At 64.2% G+C, this 17,136-nt stretch carries 17 protein-coding genes; 8 read left to right on the forward strand and 9 right to left on the reverse strand.

Features of this window, described 5'->3' with window-relative positions; translation table 11 throughout:
* Positions 1 to 23: 23 nt before the first annotated feature.
* Positions 24 to 941, forward strand: coding sequence for a LysR family transcriptional regulator (locus BM136_RS07715; RefSeq protein ID WP_092971279.1), 918 nt, complete (start codon positions 24 to 26; stop codon positions 939 to 941).
* Between the two features lie 3 nt (positions 942 to 944).
* On the opposite strand, the gene BM136_RS07720 is transcribed toward BM136_RS07715, so the two are convergent.
* The 4 genes from BM136_RS07720 to kdgT are packed head-to-tail and all read right to left on the reverse strand — an operon-like array spanning position 945 to position 4,108.
* Positions 945 to 1,793, reverse strand: coding sequence for an ureidoglycolate lyase (locus BM136_RS07720; RefSeq protein ID WP_092971280.1), 849 nt, complete (start codon positions 1,791 to 1,793; stop codon positions 945 to 947).
* Between the two features lie 38 nt (positions 1,794 to 1,831).
* Positions 1,832 to 2,590, reverse strand: coding sequence for an SDR family oxidoreductase (locus tag BM136_RS07725; protein ID WP_092971281.1), 759 nt, complete (start codon positions 2,588 to 2,590; stop codon positions 1,832 to 1,834).
* Positions 2,587 to 3,045, reverse strand: a complete 459-nt coding sequence (locus BM136_RS07730; protein ID WP_092971282.1) for a nuclear transport factor 2 family protein — start codon at positions 3,043 to 3,045, stop codon at positions 2,587 to 2,589. Before BM136_RS07730 ends, BM136_RS07725 begins: the two co-directional genes overlap by 4 nt.
* A 46-nt stretch (positions 3,046 to 3,091) precedes the next feature.
* Entirely contained in the window at positions 3,092 to 4,108 is a 1,017-nt protein-coding gene (gene kdgT, locus BM136_RS07735; RefSeq protein ID WP_092971283.1) for a 2-keto-3-deoxygluconate transporter, read from the reverse strand.
* Between the two features lie 280 nt (positions 4,109 to 4,388).
* On the opposite strand from kdgT, the gene kduI reads away from it, so the two are divergent.
* The 4 genes from kduI (at position 4,389) to BM136_RS07755 (ending at position 8,094) form a co-directional block, all read left to right on the forward strand.
* Positions 4,389 to 5,225, forward strand: coding sequence for a 5-dehydro-4-deoxy-D-glucuronate isomerase (kduI, locus tag BM136_RS07740; RefSeq protein WP_092971284.1), 837 nt, complete (start codon positions 4,389 to 4,391; stop codon positions 5,223 to 5,225).
* A 4-nt stretch (positions 5,226 to 5,229) separates the two neighbouring features.
* Positions 5,230 to 6,015, forward strand: a complete 786-nt coding sequence (kduD, locus tag BM136_RS07745; protein WP_092971285.1) for a 2-dehydro-3-deoxy-D-gluconate 5-dehydrogenase KduD — start codon at positions 5,230 to 5,232, stop codon at positions 6,013 to 6,015.
* 84 nt (positions 6,016 to 6,099) lie between these two features.
* A complete protein-coding gene (gene kdgR / locus BM136_RS07750; protein WP_092971286.1) occupies positions 6,100 to 6,939 on the forward strand; it encodes a DNA-binding transcriptional regulator KdgR in 840 nt (279 codons plus the stop codon).
* A gap of 102 nt (positions 6,940 to 7,041) precedes the next feature.
* Complete coding sequence (locus BM136_RS07755; protein ID WP_092971287.1) at positions 7,042 to 8,094, forward strand: aldo/keto reductase; 1,053 nt, start codon at positions 7,042 to 7,044, stop codon at positions 8,092 to 8,094.
* On the opposite strand, the gene prfH is transcribed toward BM136_RS07755, so the two are convergent.
* From prfH to BM136_RS07780, 5 genes are all read right to left on the reverse strand, one after another.
* Complete coding sequence (prfH, locus tag BM136_RS07760) at positions 8,091 to 8,708, reverse strand: peptide chain release factor H (RefSeq protein WP_092971370.1); 618 nt, start codon at positions 8,706 to 8,708, stop codon at positions 8,091 to 8,093. The genes BM136_RS07755 and prfH overlap by 4 nt on opposite strands.
* Positions 8,708 to 9,835, reverse strand: a complete 1,128-nt coding sequence (locus tag BM136_RS07765) for an RNA ligase RtcB family protein (protein WP_092971288.1) — start codon at positions 9,833 to 9,835, stop codon at positions 8,708 to 8,710. The genes prfH and BM136_RS07765 overlap by 1 nt, the downstream gene beginning before the upstream one ends.
* A 260-nt stretch (positions 9,836 to 10,095) precedes the next feature.
* Positions 10,096 to 10,305, reverse strand: a complete 210-nt coding sequence (locus BM136_RS07770) for a DUF2783 domain-containing protein (RefSeq protein ID WP_045206515.1) — start codon at positions 10,303 to 10,305, stop codon at positions 10,096 to 10,098.
* Between the two features lie 17 nt (positions 10,306 to 10,322).
* Positions 10,323 to 12,002, reverse strand: a complete 1,680-nt coding sequence (locus tag BM136_RS07775) for an FAD-dependent oxidoreductase (protein WP_092971289.1) — start codon at positions 12,000 to 12,002, stop codon at positions 10,323 to 10,325.
* Between the two features lie 2 nt (positions 12,003 to 12,004).
* Complete coding sequence (locus BM136_RS07780; RefSeq protein WP_092971290.1) at positions 12,005 to 12,964, reverse strand: MBL fold metallo-hydrolase; 960 nt, start codon at positions 12,962 to 12,964, stop codon at positions 12,005 to 12,007.
* Positions 12,965 to 13,242: 278 nt separating this feature from the next.
* On the opposite strand from BM136_RS07780, the gene BM136_RS07785 reads away from it, so the two are divergent.
* The 3 genes from BM136_RS07785 (at position 13,243) to BM136_RS07795 (ending at position 17,125) form a co-directional block, all read left to right on the forward strand.
* A complete protein-coding gene (locus BM136_RS07785) occupies positions 13,243 to 14,127 on the forward strand; it encodes an IclR family transcriptional regulator (RefSeq protein WP_092971291.1) in 885 nt (294 codons plus the stop codon).
* Between the two features lie 114 nt (positions 14,128 to 14,241).
* Positions 14,242 to 15,294, forward strand: a complete 1,053-nt coding sequence (locus BM136_RS07790; protein WP_092971292.1) for a branched-chain amino acid ABC transporter permease — start codon at positions 14,242 to 14,244, stop codon at positions 15,292 to 15,294.
* A 4-nt stretch (positions 15,295 to 15,298) separates the two neighbouring features.
* On the forward strand, positions 15,299 to 17,125 hold the full coding sequence (locus BM136_RS07795; protein WP_092971293.1) for a branched-chain amino acid ABC transporter ATP-binding protein/permease: 1,827 nt from the start codon (positions 15,299 to 15,301) through the stop codon (positions 17,123 to 17,125).
* The last annotated feature ends 11 nt before the right edge of the window (positions 17,126 to 17,136 follow it).

A 17,136-nucleotide genomic window follows, 5' to 3' on the forward strand; every position in this document is an offset into this window, starting at 1 on the left:
TTTATGAATGTCGAGGCGCCGCCATGCTGAACCTGCGGGATGTCGATCTGAACCTGCTGGTGCTGTTTCAGGAAATCCTGCGCGAAAAGCGCATTTCCGTCGTGGCCGAGCGGCTTGGCCTGTCGCAGCCGGCAGTGAGCAACGCGCTCTCGCGCCTACGCCAGACCTTCGACGACGAACTCTTCGTGCGCACGCCGCGCGGCATGATGCCGACCGCACTTGCCGAGCAACTGGCAGAACCGGTCGCCACGGCGCTCGACACGCTGCAACGCGCCTTCGGCCAGCGTACGCACTTTGAAGCGGCGACCTCCACGCGCACCTTCACACTTGCCATGAGTGACGTCGGCGAGGTGTATTTCATGCCGGTGCTGGCGCAGTTATGTGCCGAGCAGGCGCCCGGCGTGCGCCTCGATACCATGCGGGCCGGCGGGTTCGACATGAAGGTCGAAATGGAGGCCGGCGCCATCGACCTCGCCATCGGCGCGTTCGATGATCTTTCCGGCGAGAGCCTCTTCCAGCGCCGGCTGTTCCGGCAGGATTACGTGACGATGTTCCGGCGCGGCCATGCGCTGTCGGAGGGCAAGCTGACGCTGGAGCGCTTTCGCGCCGCGTCGCACCTCGTGGTGGCAAGTTCGGCCAGCCCTTACAACGCGATCGGGCCGCTGCTGGACAAGGCGGGGATCACGCAATCGGCGCGTTTTTCCGTGCCGCACTTCGTGGCAGTGCCGTATATCGTCAGCACGACCGACCTGGTGGTGACGGTGCCGCGCAAGCTGGCCGAGCGCGCGGCGCCGCCGTTTGGGCTGGAGTTCGTTGCGCCGCCGCTCAAGCTGCCGGCATTGCAGACCAATGTGTTCTGGCACCGGCGCTTCCATCAGGACGCCGGCAACCAGTGGCTGCGCAACGTGGTCGCGCAGCGCTTTGCCGAGCTGGAGAGCTAGGCCTCAGCCTGCCGAGACCGTGCGCTGCAGTTGTTCGCCCAGGCCGGCAATGCCCAATCGCACGGACTGCCCCGGCTTGAGATAAACCGGGCTGGGTTTGATGCCCAGCCCCACGCCCGGCGGCGTGCCCGTCGAGATGACATCGCCCGGCTGCAGGCTCATGCAGCGGCTCAGATACGCCACGAGTTGCGCCACGCCAAACACCATCGTCCGTGTATTGCCGTTCTGATAACGATGGCCGTCCACTTCCAGCCAGAGGTCCAGCGCCTGCGGGTCGGGCACCTCGTCACGCGTGACGAGCCACGGGCCAAGCGGGCCGAACGTGTCGAAGCCCTTGCCCTTGTCCCACTGGCCGCCGCGCTCGATCTGCCATTCGCGTTCGGAAACGTCGTTGACGATGCAATAGCCCGCCACGTAGTCGAGCGCGTTGGCTTCGTCGACGTACTTGGCGGCTTTGCCGATCACCACGCCCAGTTCAACCTCCCAGTCGGTCTTAACGGAGCCGCGCGGGATTTCGATGTCGTCGTTCGGGCCGCAGATGGCGCTGGTCCACTTGTTGAAGACGACCGGCTCGGCCGGCACCGGCAGGCCGGATTCGGCAGCATGGTCGGCGTAGTTCAGTCCGATGCAGACAAACTTGCCGACACGCCCGACGCATGGGCCAATGCGGGGTTGTCCGCTGACGGCCGGCAGTGTTGCGGGATCCACGTCGCGCAGCTTGGCTAGGAATGCGTCCGACAGCACGTTACCGGCAATGTCGTCGACGATGCCCGACAGATCGCGGAGGGTGCCGGTTGCATCGAGCAGGCCCGGTTTCTCTTGGCCGTGGGGGCCGAAGCGCAGCAGTTTCATGAAAGGCTCAAATCGGTTGGGGGAAAGGCATCAAGGTATCAATTTGACCAGCCGCCGTCGATCAGGTGGACTTGCCCCGTCGTAAAGGCGGCTTCGTCGGAAGCCAGATAAGCGGCCAGCGCGGCAATCTCTTCCGGTTGCCCGAGGCGCCCCATCGGCTGACGTGCGACAAACGCCGCTTCCACTTCCGCACGTGGTTTGCCTTGCGTGCGGGCTTGTTCATCGATGCGCTGGGCGAGCGATGGCGACACCACCGTGCCTGGGCAGATCGCATTGCAGCGGATGCCGCGCGCCACAAAGTCTGCCGCCACGGATTTGGTCAATCCGATCACCGCGGCCTTCGATGCGCCATACACAAAGCGGTTCGGCACGCCCTTGATGCTCGACGCGGCGGACGACATGTTGATGACACTGCCGCCACCGCGTTCCAGCATGCCCGGCAGAAACGCGCGGATGGTGCGGTACATCGACTTGACGTTGAGGTCAAACGAGAAATCCCACGCATCCTCATCGCACTCCAGCACCGAGCCGGCGTGCACGAAGCCTGCGCAGTTGAAGAGGATGTCGATGCCGCCAAGCTCGGCAGCGAGCGCATTCACCTGCTGGGAATCGCGCACGTCGAGGCGGCGGACGTCGAACGGCACATCGTTCAATGCATCGATGCGCAGGTCGGTGGCGATGACGCGGGCGCCTTCGCGGGCGAAGCGCTCGACGCAGGCGCGGCCGATACCCTGCGCAGCGGCTGTCACGAGCGCCGTCTTGCCCGCCAGGCGGCCGGGGAAAGCGGCGCCGCTCATTCTTTGGGCAGCAGGTAGGCCTGACGCGCAAACAGGCGCCAGCCGTCCGGATGCTTCTTCCACACCTGCAGCACGCCGATATGCGCGGTGCTGGTCTTGCCGTCGGGCAAGTTGTTGACGGAGTCGAACACGTGGCGCACCCACGCGTTGTCGCCGTTGACCTGCACGGTCTGATTGGTCAGCGCAATCGACTTGAATGCATTCGTGCCGTCCAGCGCCTTGAGAAAGGCTGCGTGGTCTTCCAGCTTGCCCGACGAGTGGCCGTAGGTCAGGTCGTTCTCGATCAACTTGGTGAGCGTGGCGCCGTCGCTGGCAACCATGGCGACGCGCATGTGCTCCACGGCCTGCGCAACCGTGTCGGCATCGGTGGCGGCATGGGCGAGGGCGCTGCCGGCAGCGAGCGCGGCGGTCATCGCAACGCCTGCAATGCGGCGGACAAACGTGTGCAACAGCATGGGCAATCTCCTCTCTGATGGTGTGTGCGCTGCATCGCAGGCGGAGTCAGAAATGGGCTTCGCGGTGCGCAGCCTGTGGCGGCAGGCTTGCGGTTTCCGGCTCGGGCAACGGGGCCGCGCGGCCCACACGCCGCACCCACATCGCGGTCAGGATCGGCACGAGAATCGCCGTGACGAGGCACGCCGTGGCCACCAGCGCCGTGGCAGCCGGCACCATGGGTTTGAACTTCGGAATCATCTCGCCGATGATGGCCGGGTTGGCGACCGCCGCGCCGGCCGTGGACGATGCCGCCAACCCAGCGGCGCCATTGCCGCCGGCGATGAGCCTGTCCGCCAGAATGAGCGGCACGCCTGTGATGACGATCACCGTCAGGCCGAGCAGCAGGCCCGGGAGGCCGCTGTTGGCAATCACGTGCAGGTCGATGCCGTTGCCCAGTGCAAAACCGAAGAACGGAATGAGCGGATGCACGCAGCGGCCGAACAGCTCGCGCAGCTCACCGTCGAGATTGCCCAGCGTAAAGCCGATCAGGAAGGGCAGCACTGCGCCCACGAACAGCCGGGGTTCAAACACGGCAATGCCCGTCGCACCCAAAATGAACATGCTGACCAGCGGTCCGGATTCGATCGACATCAGCACGAACGCACCCGCTTCTTCCTTGGTGCCGTACTGCTGCATGACGGCGGCGTAGAGCCCGCCGTTGGTCATGTCCATCGACGTTGTGATCGCCAGCACCGACAGTCCGGCAAGGATGCCGGTCTTGATGCCCTCGTCTGGAATGAACTGCGCAGCCACCAGCGTCGCCAGCCACGCCACGGCAATCTTCGTGACGAGCAGCGTGCCCGACTTGCGCAGCACCACGCCGGTGGCATGCAGGTCGATGGTCGCGCCCATGCAGAAGAACCACACCGCCAGGATCGGCACCGTGCCGGTGATCAGGCCGTTGGTGAACGAGCCGAAGTACTTCCCGGCATCGGGCGCGAACGTATGCACGCATGCGCCCAGCAGCAGTGGCACGAGCATCAGCCCGCCCGGAATGCGGTCAATCGCCTTCTTGATCTTCACGTCTCCTCCATGAGCCTCTATGGGCTCGGTTGGTCAGGGTCCAACATCGTGGAGTGACTATAGCGGATGATGTGGAACGATGTTCCATGTTTTTGATTTCGCGGATTTATCGTTTACCCTCGGACGCAAATGTGTGCGGTGCAGCGCTACCCAGCTTGATGCCGACCTCATCTCAAAAATATGGATCGACGTTCCGTATTTTTGTTTTTTGTGCTTCAATCCAACCCAGAACGGCCGGCGGCGCAGTACATGCCGGTGCATCCCCCAACGGAGAAACGGCATGGAAGTGCGGCAAGGAATCCACAGCGAACACGCAAAAACCCTCGACACGGCGGGGCTGCGCCGGCAGTTTCTGGTGGAACAGGTGTTCGAGCGCGATGCGCTTCAGCTCACGTACAGCCATATCGACCGGATCATCGTTGGAGGCGCGTGGCCGGCAACGCGGCCGGTGGAGGTGCCGGCATCGCTGGCCAAGTCGATGGGCGTGAGCCATCTGCTGGAGCGCCGCGAGCTGGGCGCGATCAACATTGGCGGCGCGGGCTGGGTGGAAGTCGATGGCACGCGGCACGCCGTTGGCAATGAAGAGGCGATCTACATCGGCCAGGGCGGCCAGAACGTCGTCTTCGGCAGCGACGATGCGGCGCGGCCCGCCAAGTTCTACATCAATTGCGCGCCGGCCCATACGGCGTATCCCACGCGCACGATCACACTGGCGCAGGCGTCGCCCGAAACGCTGGGCGATCCGGCCACGAGCAACCGGCGCACGATCTACAAATTCATCGTGCCCGACGTGCTGCCCACCTGCCAGCTTTCGATGGGCATGACCAAGCTCGAGCCCGGCTGCCTGTGGAACACCATGCCGTGCCACACGCACGAGCGCCGCATGGAGGTCTATTTCTATTTCAACCTGCCCGACAACGCCGCCGTGTTCCACATGCTCGGCGAGCCGCAGGAGACGCGCCACATCCTCGTCCACAACGAGCAGGCCGTGATCTCGCCAAGCTGGTCCATCCACTCGGGCGTGGGTACGCAGGCGTACACCTTCATCTGGGGCATGGTCGGCGAAAACCAGGTGTTCCACGACATGGACCACATCGCCATTGCCGACCTGCGCTGACACCATGCGGCTCGAGAATCCCTATCTCCAGAGCGCTAGCCTGTTCGACCTGACCGGCAAGGTGGCCATCGTCACCGGCAGCAACACGGGGTTGGGCGCGGGCATGGCGACGGCGCTTGCGGCGGCCGGTTGCGACATCGTCGGCGCCAACCGTTCCGACCCGGCGGAGACGGCCGCGCGCGTGGAAGCGGCCGGTCGCCGGTTCGTCGACGTGCGAGCCGATCTGTCTTCGCTGGAGCCGATCGGCAGCATTGTCGAAGCCGCGATGGACAACTTCGGTCGTGTCGACATCCTCGTCAACAACGCCGGCATCATCCGCCGCTGCGACGCGCTGGAATTTTCCGAAGCCGATTGGGATACCGTCATCGACGTCAATCTCAAGGGCGTGTTCTTTCTCTCGCAGGCAGTGGCGCGGCAGTTCGTGCAGCAAGGCGGGCGCGGCAAGATCATCAACGTGGCGTCGATGCTGTCGTTCCAGGGCGGCATTCGCGTGCCGTCTTACACGGCGTCGAAGAGCGGCGTGCTGGGTCTCACCCGGTTGCTGGCCAACGAGTGGGCGGGGCGCGGTATCAACGTCAACGCCATCGCACCCGGCTACATGGAAACCGACAACACGGCGCAATTGCGCGAAGACCGGCAGCGCAGCGAAGAGATCCTGGCGCGTATTCCGGCCGGGCGCTGGGGCGTGCCGGATGACCTGGCGGGCGCGGTGGTGTTTCTCGCTTCGGCGGCGTCGGATTACGTGCACGGCCACACGCTGGCAGTGGATGGCGGCTGGCTGGCGCGGTAGGCAAAGTCGGCAGGTGGATTGATGGAACGCGCTATGAGACCGGTTATGCTCTCTCCAGATTTTGAAATCACGGAACCACGAGAGATGAAAGCCACACCCCGGCAACGCAAGCCGGAAGATCTGTCCGCCAATGAACCCGTTGATGCCGGTGGCGATAAGGCCGAATCGGTCTCGGCGGTCGACAAGGTGTTCACCATCCTGGCCGCGATGGGCGAGCTTGGCGCCGTCGGCCCCAGCGAACTGTCGCAGCGGCTGGGCATGTCAAAGACGACGGTTCACCGCTTCCTCCAGACGCTCAAGGGTCTCGGCTATGTGGCGCAGGAAGGCGACACCGATCGATACCGGCTGACCATCCGCCTGTTCGAGCTTGGCGCGAAGGCGCTGGAAAACGTCGACCTTGTCCGCGAAGCCGACACCGAAATGCGCCGCATCGGGCAGCTCACGCGCGAGGCCGTCCACCTCGGCGCGTTTGACGAAGACGCCATCATCTACATCCACAAGATCGACGCCGATTACGGCTTGCGCATGCAGTCGCGCATCGGCCGGCGTAATCCGCTGCACAGCACGGCCATCGGCAAGGTGCTGCTGGCCTACATGCCGCCGGAAGAAGCGCGCGAGGTGCTGTCGAAGGTCGAGTTCAAGAAGTCCACGCAGAAGACGCTCGCCTCTGCCGAGGCCGTGCTGAGCATCCTGCCGCGCGTGCGCCAGCAAGGTTTTGGCGAAGACAACGAAGAGCAGGAAGACGGGCTGCTGTGCATTGCCGTGCCGGTGTTCGACCGCTTTGGCCGCGTGATCGCGGGGCTGTCGATCTCGTTCCCGACCATGCGTTGCGGCGCCGATACCAAGGCGCATTACGTTGCGCTGCTGCAGCAGGCTGGCGCGGCCATCTCCTCGCGCCTGGGTTATCACCCCGCATCCCACTGAGCGCTCTGCAGGATCGGCCGGTCCGTCCTATCCTCTGCGTTGTTTCCCGCATCTGAGCCTGTGCGCTCAGCATTCCATTCCCACCGTATTGGAGTCGATCACATGCGTTACAACCAGCTGGGCCGGACCGGCCTGTTCGTTTCGGAGCTGTGCCTCGGCACGATGACCTTCGGCGGCAACGACGGCATCTGGCAGCACATCGGCGATTTACAGCAAGCCGATGCCGAGCGCCTCATCGGGCGCGCACTCGACGCCGGCATCAACTTCATCGACACGGCCGATGTGTACGCCAACGGTGTCGCTGAACAGATGACAGGGCAGGCGCTCAAGAAGCTGAAGGTGTCGCGCGACAGCGTGGTCGTCGCCACCAAGGTGTTCGGCCAGACCGGTGAGAGCGTGAATGCGCGCGGTGCCTCACGCTTGCACATCATGGACGGCATCAAGGCGAGCCTGAAACGCATGCAGCTCGACCATATCGATCTCTATCAGATCCATGGTTTCGACCCGGCCACGCCCATTGAGGAAACGGTGCGTGCGCTCGATACGCTCGTCCAACACGGTCATGTGCGCCATGTGGGCGTATCGAATTGGGCGGCGTGGCAGATCGTCAAGGCGCTGGGGATTGCGGAACGCCTCGGCTGCGCGCGCTTTGAAAGCCTGCAGGCGTATTACACCGTGGCCGGCCGGGACCTCGAGCGCGAACTCGTGCCGATGCTCCACAGCGAAGGCCTCGGCCTGATGGTCTGGAGCCCGTTGGCCGGAGGCCTGCTCAGCGGCAAATACACGCGCGAGCAGCACGGCGAACAGGACAGCCGCCGCAACAAGTTCGACTTCCCGCCGGTGGACCGGGCGCGCGCCTACACCTGCGTCGATGCCATGCGCGTCATGGCCACGGCGCGCAGCGTGTCGGTCGCGCAGATTGCGCTCGCCTGGCTGCTGCATCAACGCGCGGTCACCACCGTGATCGTCGGTGCGAAGAAGATCGAGCAGCTCGACGACAACATTGCCGCCACCAAGGTCGAACTGACGGCAGAAGAGCTGTCGCAGCTCGACGAACTGAGCAAGCTTCCGCCCGAATACCCGGGTTGGATGCTGGAGCGGCAAGGCGAGTACCGGCGCGGGCAGCTTGCCGGAACCCGGCACGCTGCGCGCTAATCTGCCGGCGCAAAACCTTCGCCTTTGAAAACGCGGCGCGGGTTGCCGCGCTCCACCTGCAGATGGAGCGCGCGCCGCTGCGCACGCTGTGCCGCATCGGCAGCCGCATCGTGGTCCGCCAGCTTATGAGCGAGCAGCAGCACGGCCAGCCGCTTGTTGGCGTGCTGGCTGCGCTCGGTCTGCACCTTCACGCTGATGCCCGTGGCGATATGCGTGGCCCGCACGGCCGATTCCGTCTTGTTGACATGCTGCCCACCGGGGCCGGACGAACGCGTGGTCTCGAAGTGGATCTCGCTGGGTAGCGTTGCCGACGGCGCCGCACAGCGCGCCACCCCAAAGAACCAGTTCTTGCGCGCGTGCCGTGGCCGATACGGGCTCGGGCATGTCCACTGGATTGTGCCTTCCCATGCGCGAGCCACTGCGTTCTCGGAGTCGCCTTCCAGGCTGATCAGGGCGGAGCGCAGCGTGCCGGCGCGCTCCCCATCCTCCTGTTCCAGCAGTTCGAGTTGGACGCCGGCGGCTGCGGCTTCGCGTTGCAGCCGCCCAAGCGCTTTCGCCACGGCCAGCTCGCATTCGCCCGGACCCTGCGCGGAAGAGAGTTGCAGTAACACCATCAGCAGCACTCCCCACGCGTCTTGTACGTCAATACCGGGCGCAGACGTGCGAGCACTTTCACCAGGCCGGCCTCCACCAGCGGCGCGATCACGCTCTCGATCGGCTTGTAGGCCTCGGGCGCTTCTTCGTAGATCAACTGCTTGTCTTCACAGATGACGTGGCCGCCGAGCTTCGTGCGATTGAGCTGCGCGGGCGTGAAGCGCCGGACGAGCCGGTCCTTGCACTCGCTGCGCATCCACTTGCGGCCCGCGCCGTGCGCGAGCGAGAACAAGCCGTGCTCGCTCGGGCGTGGCGCGACGAGGTAGCTGTAATCGCCACGCGAACCCGGGATGACGAGCACGCCGGCATCCGACGGCGTCGCGCCCTTGCGATGCAGCCAGCCGCGTTCGCCAAACACGGTGGCCGGTGCGACAAAGTTGTGATGCACGTCGAGCAACACCTTGCCCTGAGCGTGCAGACGGTCGAGCATGCGCCGCGCGATGAGTTCGCGGTTGGCCTTGGCAAAGTGCAGTGCCGTGTCGTGGCGCGTCAGATAAGCGGCGCACGCCGCGTCATCCTGCGCGAGCCCGGCGTGCCCATACGCGCGCACGTGCTCATCGAGGATGGCTTGGCCGAGCCCGCGCGAGCCGCTATGCACGAGCAGCAGAAGCTGGCGTGGGTCCAGCGGCAGTTCCTCTGCATCGTAGATCTCATCGATGCGCTGCAGCTCCGCAAAGTGGTTGCCGCCGCCGATGGTGCCGAGTGCGGCATCGAAGCCGGTACCAGCCGGCGCCAATGCTGCGACAAGCTCGCTCCAGCTTTCGTCGAGTGGCGCATCGATGTTGCCAAGACGCTTTTCAAGCTTGTCCAGGCTGGCCTTGTTGGCATCGAGATCGGTGGCCCACAGCGTCATGCCGCAGCCGATGTCGTTGCCGATCAATGCCGGATATAACCGGCCGACCGAGAAAAACGCCGCGCCGACTGGGTAGCCGCGACCCGGGTGCAAGTCGGGCATGCCGGCCACATGGCGCATGCCGTCGAGTGCCTTGGTGGTTTGAAGTTGTCGGATCGCGTCGCCTTCGATCCAGGTGTCGTCCGAGGCGATCAGCGAGACGCCGTCGAACAAATGCAAGATGCAATTGCCCATGAACTATCCATATCAGGTCTGAAAAAAAACTGATGTGGCAGGCCGAAGGCCGGGCAATGCGAAGACGCTGCGAACGACAGCGCGAGAGATTCGATCAACCCAGGCAAGGGCCTGCAAAGGGGAAAGCAAGGTGACGCATGATGTTTTTTCCTCCTATGCAAAATGGTTGATCGGTAAGCGGGGCGGATACTAGCACCGCGCTTTGCGCACTCGCAAGTACGATCAAACGTAAGTGTTGGATTGTTGAAACGCGATGGCGCTCAGGTTGCTGTTGCCGCCGGCAATGCAAGTCGCGCCGCCGCCAGCGCTTCACGCAATACCGCCATGTCGCCGATATGGTTTGCGAGCAGCAGGATGAGCTGTGCATTGAGCATCGCGCTGTGCTCGTCGTCCAGGTTGCGATGCGCGTCGATCAGCGCTTCGTAAAAATCATCGGGGCGCGGCAGATTGGGTTGCGTGTTCAGCGGCATGGCGGTCGGTATTCAGCTCAGGCGGAGACAGTGGCGTGCGGCGTTGCCGCAGGCGTGGTTTGCCCGGTGGCACGAAGCAACGCAGCGGCCAGCTTGGCAGGCTCAAGCGTGCGCCAGCGTGCGCAGACGTGCTGATCTGGGCGGATCAGGTAGGTGGTGCCGGGGCGCGCGTCATAGCGTTGCGCGACCAGGCCGTCGATGTCTTCCAGCGCCGTCACGTTGGCCGAGACTGTGCCCATGCCGCCGGCCGGGAAGATCGCCAGCGTCGGCAGCGGCAGCGCGTCGACGTGTTCTCCCGCGCCGCAGAAGCGCAACGCGGTGAAGCTGCCGTGCAGATGGCTGAGCAGCCAGTCGGCGCGGCCATCGGCATGGCGTACCGGTGCATCGAGTGCGACAGCACCGGGCGCGAGCGTGCAGGCGAAAGGCGCTTCATCCGCTGTCTGCAACGGAGAACCTTCAAGCACCGTCGGCATCGAGAGCCGCCCGCTGTTGACCAGCGTCCGCGCAAACGGGTAGTGCTTGGCCAGGCGCAGCGTGGCATCGCGAAAGAGCCGGCTGACGGCGCTTTTGGGCGTGATGAAGTCGGTCGAGCGGGTGGAGTGGCGGATGTTGTCGTCGGCGGCGAACTCGCGCTCGCTCGCGTAGGTGTCGAGCAGCGTGTCGGGCGCGTCGCCGGCCAGCACCATGCGCAATTTCCACGCGAGGTTTTCGGCGTCTTGCAAACCGCTGTTGGCGCCACGTGCGCCGAACGGCGAAACACGGTGTGCCGCATCGCCGATAAAGAGCACTCGGCCGTGGCGGAAGCGGTCCATGCGTTCGCACGAGAACGTATAGACGCTGACCCATTCCAGTTCGAAATCGACGCCTTCCCCCAGCAGCGCGCGCACGCGTGGGATGACGCGCTCGGGTTGCTTCTCGGCCACGGGGTCGGCGTCCCATCCGAGCTGGAAATCGATGCGCCAGACGTTGTCGGGCTGATGGTGCAGCAACACCGATTGATTCGGATGGAACGGCGGATCAAACCAGAACCAGCGCTCGCTCGGGAAGGGCGCATCCATGCGCACGTCGGCGATCAGGAAGCGGTCTTTGAACGTCTGGCCGCGGGCTTCGAGGCCCATCATGTGCCGCACTGGGCTGCGCGAGCCGTCGGCGGCGACCACGTATTGCGCGCGCTGCTCATACGTGCCGTCGGGCGTCTCGATGCTGAGCGTCACGCCATCGGCATCCTGCGTGAGGGACGTCACCTTGTTCTTCCAGCGCAGCTCGATGTTCGGCAAGGCTTGCGCGCGTTCAACGAGAAAGCCCTCGACGTAGTACTGCTGCAGGTTGATGAACGCCGGCCGGCGGTGGCCGGTTTCGGGCAGCAGGTCAAAGCTGTAGAGCAGTTCGTCCTTCAGGTAGACCTTGCCGACGTTCCAGCTCACGCCCTTGTCGACCATGCAGTCACCGCAGCCGAGCCGATCGAAAATCTCCAATGACCGCTTGGAGAAACAGATCGCGCGCGAGCCGGTCGAGAGCGTGCAATCGTCGTCGACAACGACCACGGCCACGTCCTGCTGTGCGAGATCGATGGCCGTGGCCAACCCCACCGGCCCTGCGCCGACGATAACGACGGGGCGAGCTTCAGTTGCCGCTCCGGGTTGCTGTTCGGCGCACGGCGTGTACGGGAAGACGCGGTTCTGGAAGTCGGGGTTCATGTTCAGCCTTGCAGGGCGGCCCACATTTCCTTGTCGCGCTCGGCTGTCCAGATGCGCGGGTGCTTGATGCCGCTGGCCTCATCAAAGGCGCGCGTCACGTCAAACGGCAGGCAGTGCTCGTAGATGAAGACGCTGCCGAATTTCGGGTCCATGGCCGCGCGGGTGTGCGCCATGGCGGCTTTCAGGTCCATCTTCTGCGCGACAGCTTCCTTGCCGCGCTGGAGCAAGGTAGACACGAAATCGCGTGTATAGGCGAGACCCTTGTCGACTTCGACCGGATTGAGCAGTGCCGGGCCGCGGCCCGGCACAAGCTTGTCGGCGCCGAGCGCGCGCAGCGCATCGAGTGTGGCGGGCCATTCTTCGAGCTGGGCATCGCCGCAGTAGCAGGCGGCGTCGTATTCGACGAGATCGCCGGAGAAGAGCACTTTCTGTGAGGGAATCCACACCACGGTGTCGCCCTTCGTGTGGCCGGGGCCGAGGTGCAGGATCTTCACTTCCAGCTTGCCCAGGAACAGTGTCAGCTCGCGCTCGAACACCAGCGTGGGCCACGTCAGGCCCGGCACGGTTTCCACGCCCGCGAACAGGCGCGGAAAGCGTTCGATTTCAGACTTCATATCCGCTTCACCGCGCTCGACGATCATCTCGTACGTGCCGCGGCTGGCAATGACGTTCTGCGCGCCTTCGGCAAAGTAGGCCGACGCGCCGAGCACGCGCACGGCGTGATAGTGCGAAAGCACCACGTGCTTGATCGGCTTGTCGGTGATGGCGCGGATGCGTGCGATCAGGTCTTGCGCCATTGCCGGCGTGGCGGTGGTGTCGACGATCAGCACCGAGTCGTCGCCGATGATGACGCCCGAGTTCGGGTCGCCCTCGGCGGTGTAGGCGTACGCGTTGGGGGAGAGCTGGGTGAAGGTGACTTGTTTGGCCTCGAGGTCGGCTTGCGAGGCGAAGGCTTTGGCCATTCTGTCACTCCTGGTGTAGTGAGTTACGGTTGGGGGAATTTTTATTGAGCGTGCTCAGGCTGAAAAGCTTGGGCTGGGGCGTGCTGATACCAAGCCATGCCGAACGCTGGCAATCATAGACCGCAGGGTCTGGGGATGCGCCTAGGGTATACGTGAATTATGATTAGAAGCATTGTTTCTACAATGCATAAAAATCAAAAACTGGCCGTCGAGGCGAAGCTGCGTGCTACGCTCGCAGCACTTTGTCGGCTCAGCCCCAGCCAATGCGCCCCCAAGACATGGAGACTCCGGAAGTCGAAGACGACCTGCCACCCGACGGCGATGCAGAAGACGCGCGTGCAAGCCGTGACCGCTCGGGCATCCAATCCATCGAAGTCGGCTCTCAATTACTGGTGGCGCTGACGTGTGCCATGCGTGCGATGGCGCTGGGTGATTTGGCGCGTGCGGCGGGCATGCATCCGTCCAAGGCGCATCGCTACCTGGTGAGCCTGCAGCGCGTGGGCGCGGTCTCTCAAGACCCGCTGACCGGGCGTTACGAATTGGGCCCGTTTGCGCTGCGCCTGGGTCTGGCCAGCCTCAACCGTTCCGATGCCATTGTCCGCACGCGGCCGTTGCTTGCCGGCTTGCGAGACCAGACCGGTCACACGATTGGCATTGCCGTCTGGAGCGATCGTGGCCCGACCGTTGTGCATTGGGAGAAGGCCGGTGGTGCGCCTGGCGTGAACCTGCGCATTGGCGACGTCTTGCCGATGCTCAATTCCGCCACTGGCCGCCTGTTCGGCGCCTATCAACCGATGGAGCAGACGCTGCCGCTCGTTGAACGCGAACTGCACGAGCGTGCCAGCGACGACCTGCCCGGCCTGCCGCGTTCCCTTACCGATTACTACCGTCTGTGTGAAGACGTCCGGACCGAAGGCGCATCGTGGGTCACGGGTAGCCTGCTGCCGGGGGTGAATGCCCTGTCGCTGCCGGTGTTCGGTGCGCGCGGGCAGCTTGTGCTGGTGTTGATCGCGCTGAACTTGCAACCGCTGTTTCACGCGCAGCGCGGTGGCGAGCTGGAGCACACGCTGCGCACGTTCGTGATGCGCCTGTCTGCCATGTTGCAGGCGCCCGCGATCAGCCCCGCCAAGGCCAGCAACCGGCGGAGCAGGGCGACGCGTTAGGGTTGTCGCCAATTTCATCCTGTCGTAAGAAATTTACTATCTCGTAACTCGTGGCGCCCCCTCGCCCGGTTCACATCCGGCGCGAACTCCACGACTACAAGAACGAGGAGCTTCATGGACTTGTCGATTGCCGCCATCCTGGCGCAAGACGGCGTGACATCGGGCGCGATCTACGCGCTGCTGGCACTGGCGCTCGTGCTGGTGTTTTCTGTCACGCGCGTGATCTTCATCCCGCAGGGCGAATTCGTCGCGTATGGCGCGCTCACGCTGGCGGCCATCCAGGCCAACAAGGCGCCGCTCTCGGCCAGCATGCTCGTCGTGCTGGGCGTGCTGACGTTCCTCGTCGAGATGGGACGCACGTTGCTGCAACCTGAACTGCGTCTGCATGCGCTGCGCACGGGTGCCATCTATGCCGGCAAATACCTTGTCTTTCCGGTTGCCGTGTACATCGCCGCCCGCATGCTCGCCCCGATGACGCTGCCGATGATTGCGCAGGTCGCGTTGACACTGCTCATCGTCATTCCCATGGGCCCAATGATCTACCGCCTGGCCTATGAGCCGTTGGCCGAAGCCACCACGCTGGTGCTGCTGATCGTTTCGGTGGGCGTGCACTTTGCGATGGTGGGCCTCGGTCTTGTGATGTTCGGCGCGGAAGGCTCGCGCACGGATGCGTTTTCCGATGCGCGCTTTGACCTGGGCGCGCTCAGCGTGTCAGGCCAGAGCCTGTGGGTGGTGGCCGTGTCCGTGTTGATGATCGTGGCGCTGTACTTCTACTTTGGCCGTACGGTGTCGGGCAAGGCGCTGCGTGCAACGGCGGTGAACCGGTTGGGTGCGCGGCTTGTTGGCATCGGGACCACGCAGGCGGGGCGATTGGCTTTCACGCTGGCGGCGGCGTTGGGCGCGCTGTGCGGCATCCTGATTGCGCCGCTCACCACGGTCTACTACGAGTCCGGTTTCCTGATCGGCTTGAAGGGCTTCGTGGGCGCGATCGTGGGCGGGCTCGTGAGCTATCCGGTGGCGGCGCTGGGTGCACTGCTGGTGGGGCTGCTGGAATCGTATTCGTCGTTCTGGGCGTCGGCGTTCAAGGAGGTGATCGTGTTCACGCTCATCATTCCCGTCCTGCTGTGGCGATCGCTCACCACCAAGCATGTCGAGGAAGAGGAATAAGCCGATGAACACGCTGACCAAATCTTCCGAGGGCACGGCGCAGCGCAGCTGGCTTTCGCGCAATCGCGTGCTGACCGCCTTGTTTGTGGTTGTGCTTGCGTTGATTCCGATCGTGCCCACGCCCGAGTTCTGGATCACGCTGCTGAACTACATCGGGCTCTATAGCCTCGTCGCGCTGGGGCTGGTGCTGCTGACGGGGGTGGGTGGGCTGACCTCGTTCGGGCAAGCGGCGTTCGTTGGGCTGGGCGCGTACAGCACTGCGTACCTGACGACGCAGTACGGTGTTTCGCCGTGGATCGGCTTGCTGGCCGGGCTGGTGATCACGGTGGTCAGTGCATATGTGATCGGCCTGATCACGATGCGCATGTCGGGCCACTACCTGCCGCTGGCGACGATTGCGTGGGGCCTCTCGTTGTTCTTCCTGTTTGGCAACCTTGAATTTCTGGGCAAGTACGACGGGCTGAACGGCATTCCTGTGCTGAACGTGCTCGGCAAGCCGTTGCAGACCGGCCGTGAGATGTTCTACCTGATCTGGGCTGTCGTTATCGTTGCGGTGCTGGCGGTGCAGAACCTGCTGAATTCGCGCCCAGGCCGCGCCATCCGCGCGCTCAAGGGCGGTGGCACGATGGCCGAGGCGATGGGGGTGAACACGGCCTGGATGAAGGTGGTGATCTTCGTGTTTGCGGCGGTGCTGGCGTGCATTTCGGGCTTTCTCTACGCGCATCTGCAGCGCGCGGTGAACCCAACGCCGTTCGGCCTGAACTACGGCATCGAATACCTGTTCATGGCGGTGGTCGGTGGTGTGGGCCACGTGTGGGGCGCGGTGCTTGGCGCGGGTTTGCTGACCATCCTGAAAGACAGCCTGCAGAGCATCCTGCCGAAGTTGCTGGGCTCCAATGGCAACTTCGAGATCATCGTGTTCGGCGTGCTGCTGGTGCTGTTGCTGCAGTACGCGCGTGATGGCGTCTGGCCGTTCATCCGCAAGCTGTTTCCGTCGGCCCCGACGGCGCGTGCTCCCGACGACGCACCGGCACTCAAGCAGCGCGAGAAGCCGCAAGCTGGCGAGCTGATCCTCGACGTACGCTCCGCGCGCAAGGAGTTTGGTGGCCTTGTTGCCGTGAATGACGTCAGCTTTCAAGTGAAAGCCGGCGAGATCATCGGCCTGATCGGCCCCAATGGCGCGGGCAAGTCGACCACCTTCAACCTGGTGACCGGCGTGCTGCCAGTCACGCGTGGTGAGGTGCTCTACCGTGGCGAGCACATCAGCGGCAAGCCGTCGCGTGAGATCGTCAAACGCGGTATCGGCCGCACCTTCCAGCATGTGCAATTGCTGTCGGGCATGACCGTGCTGGAAAACGTAGCGCTCGGCGCCCACCTGCGCGGCGACTTCGCGGCGCAGGGCGGCGTGCTTGCCAGCGTGGTGCGCATGAACCAAGCCGAAGAGCAGAAGCTGCTGTTTGAAGCGCGCCGCCAACTGGAACGCGTGGGCTTGGCCGATTGCATGTACCAGGAAGCCGGCAGCCTGGCACTGGGCCAGCAACGCATTTTGGAAATCGCCCGTGCGCTGTGTTGCGACCCGGCGCTGCTGCTGCTCGATGAGCCGGCCGCCGGCCTGCGCTACAAGGAAAAGCAGGCGCTTGCAGCGCTGCTCACCAAGTTGAAAGCCGAAGGCATGAGCGTGCTGCTGGTGGAGCACGACATGGACTTCGTCATGAACCTCACCGATCGGCTGGTCGTCATGGAATTCGGCACGAAGATCGCCGAAGGGCTGCCGCAGGAAGTGCAGCAGAATCCCGCGGTGCTGGAAGCCTACCTTGGCGGCGTGGAATAAGGAGAGCGCGC

Origin of the sequence: Ralstonia sp. NFACC01, from assembly GCF_900115545.1 — a bacterium.
Taxonomy (GTDB): Bacteria; Pseudomonadota; Gammaproteobacteria; order Burkholderiales; family Burkholderiaceae; genus Ralstonia; species Ralstonia mojiangensis.